The sequence below is a fragment of the Streptomyces sp. NRRL F-5122 genome (assembly GCF_001507435.1).
Classification (GTDB): domain Bacteria; phylum Actinomycetota; class Actinomycetes; order Streptomycetales; family Streptomycetaceae; genus Streptomyces; species Streptomyces lannensis.
This window is the reverse complement of sequence record NZ_LMWH01000150.1, coordinates 31,140-43,165: the sequence shown is the minus strand read 5'-3', so window position 1 is coordinate 43,165 and position 12,026 is coordinate 31,140. Positions and strand designations below refer to the sequence as shown.

At 70.5% G+C, this 12,026-nt stretch carries 9 protein-coding genes; 1 reads left to right on the top strand and 8 read right to left on the bottom strand.

Annotated features, from left to right (window positions below; genetic code table 11):
- Positions 1 to 5 precede the first annotated feature (5 nt).
- From ADL25_RS17000 to eccD, 8 genes are all read right to left on the bottom strand, one after another.
- A complete protein-coding gene (locus ADL25_RS17000; protein WP_059128591.1) occupies positions 6 to 359 on the bottom strand; it encodes a hypothetical protein in 354 nt (117 codons plus the stop codon).
- Positions 352 to 864: a YbaB/EbfC family nucleoid-associated protein gene (locus ADL25_RS16995; RefSeq protein ID WP_059128590.1), complete on the bottom strand. Its 513-nt coding sequence runs from the start codon at positions 862 to 864 to the stop codon at positions 352 to 354. Before ADL25_RS16995 ends, ADL25_RS17000 begins: the two co-directional genes overlap by 8 nt.
- Positions 861 to 3,428, bottom strand: coding sequence for an AAWKG family protein (locus tag ADL25_RS16990; protein WP_059128589.1), 2,568 nt, complete (start codon positions 3,426 to 3,428; stop codon positions 861 to 863). The genes ADL25_RS16995 and ADL25_RS16990 overlap by 4 nt, the downstream gene beginning before the upstream one ends.
- A 64-nt stretch (positions 3,429 to 3,492) precedes the next feature.
- Positions 3,493 to 3,945 (bottom strand): type VII secretion system-associated protein, encoded by a 453-nt coding sequence (locus ADL25_RS16985; RefSeq protein WP_059128588.1) that lies wholly within the window; start codon positions 3,943 to 3,945, stop codon positions 3,493 to 3,495.
- Between the two features lie 97 nt (positions 3,946 to 4,042).
- Complete coding sequence (locus tag ADL25_RS16980) at positions 4,043 to 4,366, bottom strand: WXG100 family type VII secretion target (protein WP_059128587.1); 324 nt, start codon at positions 4,364 to 4,366, stop codon at positions 4,043 to 4,045.
- 49 nt (positions 4,367 to 4,415) lie between these two features.
- Complete coding sequence (locus ADL25_RS16975; protein WP_059128586.1) at positions 4,416 to 4,757, bottom strand: hypothetical protein; 342 nt, start codon at positions 4,755 to 4,757, stop codon at positions 4,416 to 4,418.
- A gap of 115 nt (positions 4,758 to 4,872) precedes the next feature.
- Entirely contained in the window at positions 4,873 to 6,429 is a 1,557-nt protein-coding gene (gene eccB, locus ADL25_RS16970; RefSeq protein WP_063805660.1) for a type VII secretion protein EccB, read from the bottom strand.
- Positions 6,430 to 6,459: 30 nt separating this feature from the next.
- Positions 6,460 to 7,860: a type VII secretion integral membrane protein EccD gene (gene eccD, locus ADL25_RS16965; RefSeq protein WP_059128585.1), complete on the bottom strand. Its 1,401-nt coding sequence runs from the start codon at positions 7,858 to 7,860 to the stop codon at positions 6,460 to 6,462.
- Positions 7,861 to 8,085: 225 nt separating this feature from the next.
- On the opposite strand from eccD, the gene eccCa reads away from it, so the two are divergent.
- Positions 8,086 to 12,006 carry a type VII secretion protein EccCa gene (eccCa, locus tag ADL25_RS16960; RefSeq protein ID WP_059128641.1) on the top strand — a complete coding sequence of 1,307 codons (3,921 nt, stop codon included), beginning with the start codon at positions 8,086 to 8,088 and terminating at the stop codon, positions 12,004 to 12,006.
- The last annotated feature ends 20 nt before the right edge of the window (positions 12,007 to 12,026 follow it).

Sequence of the window (12,026 nt, the reverse complement as noted above, 5' to 3'; positions counted from 1 at the left end):
GAGGCTCAGTGCCTTCCACCCGTGGTGTTCCCGCGGCCGGACGACTCGTGGATGGCGTCGAGGTTCCCGCCCTGGGTGGTGAGGATGTTCTTCAGGTTGGCCGTCGTGCCGTCGGCGACGGAGACGACGGCATCGGCCAGTGCCTGCCCGGTGTCGCTCGTGCTCTCGCGCTCCTTGTGCTCCTGCGGGACGACTTCCTTGGCGAAGCTGTCACTGGTGCCCGGCCAGTCCCGGGTCAGATTCACCTCGTTCACGAAGTCCCTCATCATCTCCCGGGCGATGGAGCTGATCTGGTCGATCTGCCGGACCCCGCCCTGGATGCGGGCAGGGTCGGCGAAGTAGGAGTTCTCGTCAGCCATGGTTCGCCTCGTCCTCCGCGTCCTCGTCGATCTCGTCCCGCAGCCGGCGGTCGCCGCCGCGGCCCGTGGCGGTCTCCGGCTCCTCCAGCACCCCGGGCCCGAAGATCCGCGCCCAGTCGACGTCGACCCCCGTGAGCTCCGGCACCGTGGTGCTGGGTTCGGTGAAGGGCTTGAACGTCTCCATCACACGGCGGGACATCTGCGTACGGGCCTGTCCGGCGGACTCCAGCACGCTGGCGGCGAGTTCGGCCGCGGCCATGGTGCGGTACTTGCCGTCCAGGAACTTCAGTCCGGTCAGCTCGCCCTGCGGGCCGACGGTGACCTCCACCGCACGGTCCCGGGACCGCACGGTGACCGTCGCGTTCCGCAGTTCCTCCTCCGCGCGCGCCACGCCGGCCTGCACGGTCTCCAGCTCGGCCATCGCCTCGGCCAGGCGCTGCTGCACCGACAGGGGCTCGGCCGGCTCCCTGCGGCCGGCGCCCCCCGCGTCCCGCGTCCCCGTCATCGGCCGATCACCGCCGGGGCGCCGCCCTCGTCGGTGCCCCAGACGTCCTCGTCCTCGGGCACCCAGCTGGACCGCTCGCGGTCACCGCTCTCGGTGGTCTGGGCCCCCTGGCCTGCCGGGGAACCACCGCCGCCCATCGGGTAGTACGGCGAACTCGTGGTGGGGGTCGAGCCGCGGGTCAGGACCATCTCCCGCTCCTCCTCTTCCCCGCCCGACGCCGCCCGGGAGACGGTCGGGCGGCGCAGCGAGGCGCCACCGGTCTCGTCCAGCACCTTGCGGACACGCTCGTTGTTCGACTGGTTGCCGGCGCCGCCCATCCCGCCGAGACCGCCGGGGTTGAGCGGGGTGCCGCCGGTGGGCGGGGCGGCGGCGCTGCCCGCGTTGAGGGCCGATCCGCCCGGTGCGCCGAGGGCGCCGCCGGTGAAGGGGGTGCTGTCGTAGTCCTCGAAGGCCAGGTCGTCACCGTGGAGACCGTCGAGGCTCGAGTTCAGGGACCCGGAGTGCAGGGACCCGGAGTCGAGGGATCCCGGGTTCAGGCCGCCGGAGTGCAGGGACGACGGAGCGTTGAGACCGTCGAGCCCGTTGAGGCCGTCTGTGGAGTGCCCGTCCGTGAGATGGGAGAGGTTGTCGGCGCCCGAGCCGAGGGCCGCGTTGAGGTCGGTCGTGGTCACCGAGCCGTCGGGATGGGTGGTGGTCGCCGAGCCGGTGGCCGGGTCGACCGTGGTGCTCGTCCCGTCCGGGAACTTCGTGGTGAGCGTGCCGTCGGCGTTCAGCGTCGTCGTCGAGCCGTCCGGGTTGGTGAAACTGTCGCCCGCGTTGAGCCGTGAGGTGGTGACCTTGCCGCCGGGAGAGGTGGTGGTCATCGTGCTGGTCGCCGGGTTGAACGTGGTGCTGCTGCCGTCCGGGTAGTCCGTGGTCAGCGTGCCGTCGGCATTGAGTCGCGTGGTGGCGCCGCCCGGGTTGGTGAGGGGGTTCCCACCGAGGGGGTTGAGCGGGTTGTTCAGCAGGGGGTTCGGGCCCCCGGGATCGCCGTTGAGGTTCAGCCCCGAGCCGGGCGGGCCGTTGAGGTTGGAGGCCAGGCTGTGGATGTTGCCGAGGTTGTTCCCGAGGTCACCCAGGCTGTTGTTGAGCCCGTTGGTGAAGTTGCCCAGGCCGTTGTTCAGCCCGTCGCCTATGTTCCCGAGCCCGTTGTTGAGATTGTTGCCGAGGTTGTTGAGGTTGTCTCCGAGGTTGTTGAGACCGTCGTTGAGGTTCTGCTGGTTGTTGTTCAGAATGTCGTTGAGATTCTGCTGATTCTGGTTGAGCTGGTCCTGGTTGAGCTGGTTCTGCTCCTGCTGGTAGGACTCCGACAGGGACGTGGTGTCCTTGGTCTTCAGCGGGTCCTCGAACTCGGTCCCCGCATCGATCCAGTTGCCGTTGAGCGTCGACAGCGACTGCGTGGCGACCGGCACCAACTGCTGGTTGACATAGTTGTTCCAGCGCGTGACCGCGGCCTCGCCGAGCTTCTTCCAGGACTGGATGTCGTTGAGGTTGCCGTAGACCGGGTGGTTCTCCAGGAACCCCGCGCGTGTCGAGTAGCTGGTGACCGTCGTCTCGCCGCCGTACGAGGTGGTCTCGTCGATGTAGGGCACGTTGTTGGTCAGCACCCACGAGGACAGGTCGTCCAGGAGTTCCAGCACCGACCGGTGCGGATCGTGCTCCCGGGAGTTCGCCCATGTGGTCCAGGCGTTCTGCAGGTTGGTGATCTCCGTGACCAGCTGCTGCTGGGCCATCGCCAGGGTGTCGCCGAACTTCGACTTGGGGGATACGCCGTTCACCGTGGTGTGGGCGGAGTGGTAGTCGGCGCCGCCGAGCTGTTCCACATAACTGTCGTAGTTCTTGCGCAGCTGATGGACCAGGTGCCAGAAGACGCCCGCCGCCTGGCCCTTCCACGACGCCTGCTCGCTGCCGAGCGAGGTCTCCCACTGCTCGAGTATGTTCGCGTGGTCGATGAAGAACTTGGCCGCACGGTCGAAGGCGAGAGCGGTCCGCTCGAACGAGTTGAGATCCACCGCCTCGGCGTCCGCCACCGGCAGCCCGGAGTACGCGAACCCGCGGGTCGTGTGGTCCGCGAGCAGCTTGTCGAGCGCCGCCTTGGCGCCACTGACGTACTGCGACATGGGCCCCGAGTCCCACTGGTCGCCGTAGTGGCCGGTGAACGCGCCGCCCGAGGTCATCTCACCTGCGTCCAGCAGCCGCGCCCTGCTGTTGGAGTCGACCGGCACGCCGATCAGGACGATCCTCGCCCGGTGCATCTCGACGCCGCTGTGCGCCCCGTCACCGCCGGCGGTGTAGAAGACGAGGTCGTAGTCCTCGCCGTCGTGCTTCATCCAGCCGCTGATGGCCGAGTAGTCCTCGGCGGTCACCGCCCTGACGCCCATGGACTGGATGTCCATGCGGAAGAGCGGGATGCCCTCCTTGCTCTTGAGCTTGTCGAACAGCGTCTTCCGGCTGGGCATGGGGAAGCCGGTGTAGAGGGTGACGGCCTTGCCCCAGTAGTCGTCGGCGTCGTTGGTGGCTGGCATCGCTCAAGGCTCCGCGGAGGTGGGGGGGACGGTGGGCGGGCGCCGCCCGGCAGAGGCCGGGTGGCTAGTGGGTGTTGCTCTGCGAACCACCCGTGTCGCTCAGGTCGCTGTCGACGTCGGAGAAGATGTCGAGCAGTTTCTCCCCGTCGATCGACGTCAGGCTGCTGCCCTGGGTCTTCAGCAGCGTCCTGATGGTTTCCCGCACGTCGGAGTCGATGTCCTTGAAGAGGGTCCGCTGCGCCGCGAAGATGTCGTCGACGGACTGGGCCTCGTCCTTCACCTTGGAGATCAGGCTGGCGCCGTGCACGTCGTCGGTGCCGGCCATGAGCCCGATGGCCAGGAAGGGGTTCTCCTGGAGGGTGTCGGGCGTGTTGCGGCCGTCCAGGAGGCTCTTGAGCGCCTGTGCGCCCGCGGGGTCGTCCTTGCGGATCTGCTCCAGCGCGGTGATGAAATCGGCCACGTCCCCGTCGAGGAACGCCTGGAGTCCCTGGGAATCCAGATGTGTCAGGTCCGCCATGGCATCCTCCTGCTCTGCGTGCTGCTGATGTGCCGGGTCCGCCGTCGCGACGCTGCGGCCGGACGGCGAACGGCGGGGTGTCGGTACGCGTGGTGGCTCAGCGGCCGATCTGGACCTCGGACCACATCTGCGACAGCGAGTTCTCGCTGTACTTGTAGTTGCCGGAGATGTCCGTCAGGAGGCTCGCGTGCGAGTTCAGCAGCTGCTCCATGTTCTTGACCGCCTGGTCCCAGGCCGCCTGCTTCTGCGTGTAGACCTCGGCGTCCGAGCCGTACCAGGTCTTCTTCAGCTCGCTCAGTTCCGCCTCGAGCGAGGACAGCGTGGTCGCGATGGCCCTGGTCTGCTGGACCATGTCGTCGGCCGCGTTCTCCATGTGGCGGTAGTCGACGTAGATGTAGCCGTCGGTCAGGTTGTCGGACATGGGGGGTCTCGTCTCGGTCGTCGGTGCAGGGACGTGGTGCGGGGCCGGGTCAGGACCCGGTGAGCTGGTGGAAGACCGCGTCGGAGGAGTTGTACGCCTGGTTGATCGCGTCGTTGGAGGAGCCCTGCGTCTTGCCGTGCTCCACCAGGCTCGTGTTGAGCTTGTCGACCATGTCTTCCAGGTTCCGCAGGATGACGTTGACCTGTTCGTCCCACTGCTGCAGGAGCTGTCCGTACTGGCCGCCGTCGCTGCCCTGGTAACCGCTGGACAGGGTGGCGCGGGTGCCGTCCACGTCCTGCCGCGACTTCATGATTCCGGAGAAGGCCGACTCCAGAGCCTGGATGCCGTTCCGAGTGGCCTGTTCGCTTGACTGCTGGCCATCGCCTGCCATGGTTCGCCTTTCCGTCGAACGAATGATCTGCTTCTGGTGAGATTAGAGTTGCTTCAGGTAGTGGAGCAACGCGCCGCGAAAACGTGTTCCTTGCGCGTGTTGTTGTTCAACTTCCTTAACGTCCCGGCAATGTGGCGGTCAGAGAACCCCCGGCCGCCGTGCCGAGTCCACCGAGCGCCGCGCCGAGGCGATCACCGCCCGGCGCGCAGCCCGGCGGTGTGGTCACCGCGCCGGTCCCGCCGACGGCCGCCTGCTGACTGAGGTCCGGGCCCGAGGGCAGCATCGACAGCAGGGGCGAGGGCAGCGCCTCCACATCGCCCTGCGTGTACCCGAGGGACTGGAGCGCCGCCGCCGTCGGCACGCGGTACTTCACCCCGTTGTCCGCGACCAGGTACGTCGTGTCGCCGACCGTCGCGCCGTTCCCGCCGAGCGCCCGTACCAGCACACCGTGGCCCGGACGTACGACGGTGGCGTCCACCCGCACACAGGCCGCCGTCGCCTGCTGGGAGTCCGCCTGGACGACCGGGGCGAGCGAGCCCGCGGGCACCAGCACCGTGGTGACCCGGGTACCGCCGTCACCGGGCTGCACCCTGGCACAGGCCGACGAGCCCTCCGGCACGTCGACCGCGTGCGGCGGGGAGTCCGGGAGGCCCGCCGAGGCAGGGGAGCGCCCCTCGCTGCCCGGTGCGGCGTGCTCCTTGAGTGCCGCCGCACCGATGACGGCGGACGTGGGCGCCGCACCGCCGTAGGCCTCCTTGCGGGTGGCCGGGTCACCGAGCACGAGCGCGGCGCCGGTGTCGGTCAGCGGCACCAGGCCCTCGCTGCGCAGCAGGTAGTACTGGGAGTCGGAGCCGGGCACCCGCACCTGGAACACCTGGCCCACCTTGCTCGCCCGGCCGCCCAGCGACGGCCCCGAGGAGCCGCGGCCGGGCACCGCGGGCGCTGCCAGGTCGGGTCCGGAGACCAGGGCGTCGAGGAAGGCCGCGGACACCGGGCGCGGGGTCACCGATCCGTAGCCGAGGGACACGGCGGCGCCCGACGTCTTGTCGAGCCGCAGCCGGCTGCCCCGCCACACCAGGTACGTCGCCCTGTCGGGCCCCGTCGCCACGATGCCCCGGTCCGCGCCCACCCCGGTGCCGTCCGTGGGGGCGCCGGCGACCAGAGTGGTCAGCGCGGCCGTGCGCGTGCCCGCCGTGCTGTCCACGGTGGCGACGGCCGAACAGACCTGCCAGGGGCCGCCGTCCAGGTCGCCTGCTTCCGGTACGGAGTCCGGGGCACCCGGGATGCCGACGGGTGCGCCGACCGGGGTGTCGCGCAGCGACGCGGTGCGCACATCGGTCGTCTTGAGGTCGGAGCCGCCGATCAGCAGCGCCGAGGCATAGTTGCGGACCGGTCTGAGGCGGCCGTCCACGTACAGGAACCGGCCCCCCGTCTCCTTGTTGACGATGAGACCGTTCGAGGTGCGCCAGGAGTCGTTGCCCCCGGGGTTGATCAGCCCGTAGACCACGGCGGCCGCCGAGATCACCACGGCGATGACGGTGCCGATGACAACGCCGCGTGTGGTGCGCCCGAGTGGGCTCTCCGGGGCGTCCGGGTCGGCCAGCAGCATGCCGGAGGTCAGCCGGCTCATGACGAATGCGTGCGCCTGCACCTGGTCGCGCTTGGACTGCATGGTGCCTCTCGATCCCCTCTGGTCCGCCGGTCAGCCGTTGATCGCGCGCAGGGCGCCGAAGACGCCGAGCACCCACAGCGTCAGCGGCAACAGGCCGATCGCCAGCAGGGAATGGAACAGTTCGGCGGCGCGGCCCCAGTACGGTGCCATGCGCCGGCCAGGGATCGTCCAGGACGCGATCGCCAGTACGGCGGCGAGGGCGAGCAGCCCCGCGACGAGGGTGGGCCGCTCGGCCGCGTCCAGTGTGGCGGCGGTCTGGAAGGCCAGCAGGAACACGCCCCAGGCGCCCGGCACCACCAGCGTGAGCCGCTGCCCGGCGTTGACCATGCCCCGCCCGTGCAGCAGCAGAAGCAGCGACAGGGCGAGCGCGGTGAGCGCCTCGGGCAGGCTGGGCCGCCGGGCGAGCGCGACCAGGCAGCCCGCGCAGACGACACCGGTCGCCCCGTACAGCGCGGTCATCCAGCCGCTCGCCAGTTCCGTGCGGGTGGCGACGTCCGAGCCGCGGTAGGGCTCGATGCCCTCCTGGAGCTGCTGGGGGCTCGTCGGCAGCGCGGGCATCCGCATGCCCGACAGCCGGAAGGACAGGGCCGGCACAAAACCGCCGAAGAGCACGACGACCGCCGCGACCGCCGCCGCGGCCGCGTCGACGGACAGATCCAGCACGCTCATCAGGACGCCCGCGACCGCGGCGGCGACCGCCACCACGGCACCGGCGAGGAAGAACGGGGTGTACACCGCCACCGCCGCCAGGGCGAGCACCGCGCCACCGGCTCCCGCGGCTCCCGCGGCCAGCAGCCGGGCGCCGAGCACATGGTGGGCGTCGGGGCCGGCTATCTCACCGCCCGGCAGCAGCCAGCCGGCCAGCGCCAGGCTGGGCGCGGCCAGGAATCCGAGCGTCGCCCCGCCCGCCGCGTCGCCCACCGCGCGCCCGGCGGAGGCGGCACCGGCGAGCAGCAGCAGACCGGCCACGCCCGCGGTGACGGCCCGGGCCGCGGCCGGGCCGGCGGGCCAGGCGAGGACTCCCAGGCCGGTCAGTACGGTGACGACGACCAGGGCGCGCAGCAGACGGCGGCTCGACTCGGTGCTCCAGCCGTGCAGCGTGTCCCGGGTGACACCGGCGATGCCGTCGACCAGATCGTCCAGACGTACCTCGGGCAGTGCCTCGGTGTGCGGGCGCAGATGGAGGACCTCGCCGTCCTTGAGGTCCAGGGTCTCCAGCGTGCCCTCCTCGTCCAGCGGGCGGCCGCCGGGGCGTTGGAGCACCCAGCCGCCGTGGTCGAGGCCGCTCTCCTCCAGTTCCTCGCCCGCGTACTGCAGCAGGATCGGAAGGAGATCGGCGACGGGGACGTCGGCGGGCACCGCGAGGTCGAGCACTTTGGCGGGGGCACGGACGGTGAGGCGGCACAGACCGGCCACCGAGCTGTCAGTCATGAAAGGGGGCCACGCTTCCCGGGAGGCATCCGAGACGACTTGGACGTACGTGTGTTGCCCATGCAGACTACTGGGGCCGCCGTGGTGGCTGTGAACTGCCCGGGGGTCATTCGCTGGTCGCCTGCCCGATCGGGCACACCGTCCGCACACGGCATCGCCGTTTAAGGAGCCGGTTCGTTGAGCGTTGTCCTGTTCCGCCGTCCCGCCCGCCGCCGCGGGCCTCAGATGCCGCAGGGAGAGCTGAACCTCCAGGAGCCACCCACGCTTCCGGAGACGGTGCCGGACAACGCTGCCGTGTGGACCTATCTGCCCATGGCGATGATGTCCGTCTCCATGATGCTGATCTTCGTCAGGCCCGGCGCCTCGGCCAGCGTCTTCACCTACATGGCTCTCGGCATGATGGTGCTGGCCGCAGGGGCCATGATGGTCGGGCAGGTGATGCGCAAGGGGAGCGACCGCAAACAGCGACTGCGGGGCGAACGGCGCGACTATTTGCGCTACTTGTCCCAGACCCGCCGCAAAGTTCATCGGGCCGTGATCGAACAGCAACAAGCGTTGGCCTGGCGCCACCCCGCGCCCACGGCTCTGCGCTCGATGGTGCGCACCACCCGGCTGTGGGAGCGCCGGCCCAAGGACGACGACTTCGCCGAGGTCCGTATCGCCGTGGGCGACCAGCAGTTGGGGATGCGGCTGACCCCCTTGTCCACCAAGCCGGTGGAGGACCTCGACCCGCTCTCGGCGCATGCGCTGCGCCGGTTCGTACGGGCCTACAGCACCGTCCCGGACCAGCCGATCGCGCTCTACCTGCGGTCCTGGGCACGGGTGCTGCTGCGCGGCGACGAGAAGGCCGTACGGTCCGCGGTGCGCGCGGCGCTGTGCCAACTGGCGCTCTTCCATCCGCCGGAGGAACTGTGGATCGCGCTGTGTGTCGCGGACGAGCGGCGGGCGGAGTGGGAGTGGGTCAAGTGGCTGCCGCACAATCTGCATCCGCAGGAGCAGGACGGTGCCGGACCCGCCCGTATGGTGGCGTCGGCCTTCAACGACCTGGAGGACCTGCTCGGGGCGGAGTTCACCGAACGTCCCGTCTTCGACCCCGACGCGCTGCCGGGCCGTGACGAGCCGTTCACCGTGATCGTGGTGGACGGTGTCACCGTGCCCGCGGGGCATCGACTGGACGGACCCGGATTCCGCAACACCGTCGTCGTCGACCTCTCGGGCGCCCTGCGCTGGCGTCCGGGCCGCACCACGCTGCGGCTCGACGTACGGTCCGACTCGCTGCGCCTGGTGCGCACCGACAGCAGCCGCAAGGAGCAGACCACGACGCTGGGCCGGCCCGACGGGGTCGGACCCAAGGGTGCCGAGGCACTTGCCAGGATGCTGGCGCCGTACCGGATGAGCCTGACCGCCGAGACCGCGGAGCCGCTGGCCACGGACGTGGAACTGACCACCCTGCTGGGCATCCCCGATCTGCACCGCCACGATCCGGAGACGCTGTGGCGGCGCAGCACCGGCGCGGCCCGGCTGCGTGTGCCGGTCGCCGTCGGTGCCGACGGCGCGCCCGTCGAACTGGACATCAAGGAGTCCGCGCAGGGCGGTATGGGCCCTCACGGCATGCTGATCGGGGCGACCGGCTCCGGCAAGAGCGAGTTGCTGCGCACCCTGGTCCTCGGCCTCGCCCTCACCAACTCCTCCGAGACCCTCAACTTCGTCCTGGTCGACTTCAAGGGCGGTGCGACCTTCCTCGGCCTGGACGAACTCCCGCACACCTCGGCGGTGATCACCAACCTGGCGGACGAGGTCGCCCTCGTGGAGCGCATGCAGGACGCTCTGCACGGTGAGCTGATACGCCGTCAGGAGCTGCTGCGGGCGGCGGGCAACTACACCTCGGCGCTGGAGTACGAGAAGGCGCGGGCGGCCGGGGCCGCTCTCGACCCGCTGCCGAGCCTGTTCGTGGTCGTCGACGAGTTCAGCGAACTACTCGCCGCGCACCGCGAGTTCATGGACCTGTTCGTCATGATCGGCCGTCTCGGACGGTCCCTCGGAGTGCATCTGCTGCTGGCCTCGCAGCGCCTGGACGAAGGGCGCATGCACCAGCTGGAGAGCCATCTGTCGTACCGCATCGGCCTGCGCACCTTCTCGGCCATGGAGAGCCGTGGTGTGCTCGGTGTGCCGGACGCCTACCAGCTGCCCTCGCAGCCCGGCTCGGGCTTCCTGAAGAGTGGTGTCGAGGCGCTCACCCGTTTCCGGGCCGCCTATGTCTCCGGGGCCTATCGCCGCAGGCGGGGCGCCGCCGCGCAGGCGCGGGTGGCCAGTCAGGTGGTGCCGTGGACGGCGGGATGGGTCGTTCCGCGCACCCCCGCCCAACTGCCCGATCCGGAACCCTCGGCTGACGAGGCCGACGAGAGCGGCCCCTCGCTGCTGTCGGTCGCACTGGACCGGCTGCGTGCCTCCGGGCCTCCGGCCCATGAGGTGTGGCTGCCGCCGCTGGACCTGCCGCCCACCCTGGGCGCGCTGCTGCCCGGCCTCGCCCCGGACGCCGATCGCGGACTGACCTCGCAGCGGTGGCCGGGGACCGGGCGGCTGCGGGTACCGGTCGGCTTGGTGGACATGCCGTTCGAGCAGCGACGCGACCCGCTCGTCGTGGACCTCGCGGGCAGCGGCGGCCACATCGGCGTGGCAGGTGGCTCGCAGAGCGGCAAGTCGACCGTGCTGCGTACGCTGATCGCCGCTCTCGCGCTCACCCACACCCCGCTCGAGGTGCAGTTCTACTGCCTCGACTTCGGTGGCGGAACGCTCTCCGCGCTCGGCGGACTGCCGCATGTCGGCGGGGTCGCGGCCCGGTTGGACAGCGAACGGATCACCCGCACGGTGGCCGAGGTCACCGCGGTGCTCAACCATCGCGAGCAGTTCTTCCTCGACCACAACATCGACTCGATGGCGACCTACCGCAGGCGCCGGGCGGCCGGCGAGTTCCCCGACGAACCGCACGGTGACGTCTTCCTCGTGGTGGACGGCTGGTCCACGGTCCGCCAGGACTTCGACACCCTCGTCCCCACCCTCAACCAGATCGCCGCGCGCGGCCTGAACTACGGCATCCACCTGGTCGTCGCCGCAGCCCGCTGGATGGAGCTGTCCGCCCAGGTGCGCGACCAGATCGCCACCCGGCTCGAACTGCGGCTCGGCGACACGATGGACTCGGTGGTCGACGTACGCAAGGCCGCCACCGTGCCGCGCACACCGGGCCGCGGTCTGACGACCGACACGAAGCTGCACTTCCTGTCCGCCCTGCCGCGCATCGACGGCAAGGACAGCGCCGAGGACCTCACCGACGGGGTGGCCCAGCTCGTGGAGAGCGTGGCCAAGGCGTGGCAAGGGCCCGCCGCCCCGCCGGTGCGGATGCTGCCGCACCGGCTCCCGGTCGCCGAACTGCCGACGCCGGAGGTGGTGGAGGGGCTGCGGATCCCGCTCGGCCTCGACGAGGAGACGCTGTCCCCGGTGTGGCACGACTTCAGCCGTACCCCGCACCTGATGGCCATCGGTGACACCGAGAGCGGCAAGACCAACCTGCTGCGGGTGGTCGCCGAATCCATCACGGCCCGCTACACCCCGGCCGAGGCCCGCATTCTGGTCGTGGACTACCGGCGCGAGCTGGTCGAGGCGGTGCCGGAGGAGTACCGCCTCGGCCATGCCGTCTCGGTCGACGGTCTGCGCGAGCTGGTGGGCGGTTCGGCGCGGGCCATCAAGACGCGGCTGCCCGGTCCCGACATCACCCCGGCCCGGATGCGGCAGGCGGACTGGTGGACGGGCCCGCGACTGTTCGTCCTCGTCGACGACTACGACATGGTCGGCGGCAGCAACGCCTTCGACCATCCCTTCGCGCCGCTCTTCGACCATCTGGCCCTGGGCCACGAGGTGGGGCTCCACCTGGTGGTCGTCCGCTCGGCCACGGGCGCGGGCCGAGGCCTCAACGATCAGCTGCTGCGCCGGCTCGACGAGGTCAACACCCCCGGGCTGCTGATGTCCTGCCCGCCGTCGGAGGGCTATGTCTTCGGCACCATCAAGCCGCGCAACCTGCCGCCGGGCCGAGCGCAGCACATCACCCGCCGCAAGCCGACCCTGATCCAGACGGCGCTCGTGGGGGAGTGACCCCGAGGGTCCCGAACGGC